Origin of the sequence: Streptosporangium vulgare (genome assembly GCF_042428775.1) — a bacterium.
Classification (GTDB): Bacteria; Actinomycetota; Actinomycetes; order Streptosporangiales; family Streptosporangiaceae; genus Streptosporangium; species Streptosporangium vulgare.
Map to the genome: position 1 here is coordinate 1 of NZ_JBHMBS010000089.1, position 2,025 is coordinate 2,025.

The following is a 2,025-nucleotide window of genomic DNA, read 5'->3' on the forward strand; positions in this document are numbered from 1 at the left end:
CGGGGGCGGTGCGGGCCGGCAGCTCTGACCGCAGCCGCCGAACCGCTCGGTGTTGATCGGGGTGAACGACGTCGGCTCGACGTTCTTCAACGCCGCCAGCATCGTGTCCTTCCAGATCGGGCCCGGGATGCTGGCGCCGAAGACCGAGCCGTAGTAGCGGCCGCCGATCGTGACACCGTTCAGCTTGTAGTCCTGCGAGCCGCGCGGGTCGCCGATGCTGACCGCGCCGGCCAGGTCGGGGGTGAATCCGGCGAACCACGCCGTGGCGGAGCTGTCGGTGGTGCCGGTCTTGCCCGCCGCGTCGCGGCCGATGCCGCCCACGGTCCGCATCGTGCCCTCGGTGAACACCCCCGACAACACATCGGCCGCCGCGTCGGCGACCTCGGGATCGATCGCCTGACGGCACTTGGGCTTGTAGGTGGTCACCTTGCCGTTGCGATCGGTGATCCGGCCGATCGCCATCGGCGCACAGTACTTACCGCGCGCACCGATCGCGGCATAGGCGTTGGCCACCGTCACCGGATCCATCTCGTTGGTGCCCAGCGTGAAGGTGGAGAACTCCGTCAGCTTGAGACCATCGGAGCGGTGAATGCCCAGCGACTTGGCGGTCTTGATCGTCTCACACAGCCCCACCCGCTGCTCCAGCGCCATGAAGAAGGTGTTCACCGACCCCCAGGTGCCGGTCTGCAACGTCTTCCAGCCCGGATTGCCCTCGTCGTTGGTGACGGTGTGCGACGGGTCACCGATGTTCTCACCCTTGCAGTTCTTGAACGCCGCATACCCCGAAGCGCGGAAACCCGCCCCGGCCGCCAAGCCGTCGTTGACCTTCATCCCCTGGCCCAGCGCGGTCAGCAGCGTGAACGTCTTGAAGGTCGAACCGGCCTGCAACCCCACCCCGCCGCCGTGAGCGGCATCGGCCACCAGGTTGTAGGAGATCTCGTTCCTGGCCTTGCTGCGACCATACGGGCGGCTGGCGGCCATCGCCTTGATCGCCCCGGTTCCCGGCTGCACCAGCGCCTCGGCCGCCACCGGATTGTCCGACGGATGCACCCACTTCTTGATCGCCCTGTCGGCGGCCGCCTGCATGGACGCATCGAGCGTGGTACGGATCGTCAGCCCGCCCCGGTTGAGGAACTCCTCACGCGCCTTGGCCGTCTTGCCGAAGTCGGGGTTGCGCAAAATCTCGTTGCGCACGTAGATGCAGAAGTAGGGGTACCTGCTGGACTCACACCCGCCGGGGAACTTCGTCCCCTTGTAGCCGAGCTTGGTGGCCTTGGCCTCGGCCGCCTCAGCAGGGGTGATCTTCCCGAGTTCGGCCATCCGGTCCAGCACGACGTTGCGCCGCTTGAGCAACCGCTCGCGCTGCTTCCTGCCCAGGTTGGGGTCGGTGGCGTTGGGGTCTTGCACCGCGCCGGCCAGCGTCGCGGCCTGCGGCAGGGTGAGATCGGCCGCCTTGACGCCGAAGAAGCGTCTGGCCGCGGCCTCCACCCCATAAGCGCTCGCCCCGAAATAGGCGATGTTCAGGTACTTGCCCAAGATCTCGTCCTTGGTGTACTTCTCCTCCACCGCCATCGCGTGCCGCAACTCGTTGAGCTTGCGCGCGTAGCTGGCCTCCAGCGCCTTGTCCTTTTCCGCGTCGGTGTCGGCGGAGTTGAGCAGGACCTGCTTGACGTATTGCTGGGTGATGCTGGAGCCGCCCTGGCTCACCCCACCGGCGTGCAGGTTCTTGGCGAACGCGCGGATGGTGCCCTCGAGATCGATCGCGCCGTGCTGGTAGAAGCGGTAGTCCTCGATCGAGATGATCGCCGTCTTCATCACCTCGGCGATCTGATCGAGGGTGACGACTTCGCGGTACTCCTCGTAGAAGCGGGCGATCTCCTTGCCCCGGGCGTCCTGCACGATCGAGACCTCCGCGGGCGGAGGCTCGACGAGGTCGGTGGGTTTGAGATTCAGCTCGTTGGTCGCCGACACGAAGCCCAGGCCCGCGCCTCCCACGGCCGGCAACGCGATCCCCGCGACCAGCAG

1 protein-coding gene is annotated in these 2,025 nt (G+C 67.0%); it reads right to left on the reverse strand.

From position 1 onward, the window contains the following. Positions 1-2,025 (reverse strand): transglycosylase domain-containing protein (locus ACFFRH_RS44055; protein ID WP_386164144.1); only part of this gene is annotated, 2,025 nt, incomplete at both ends.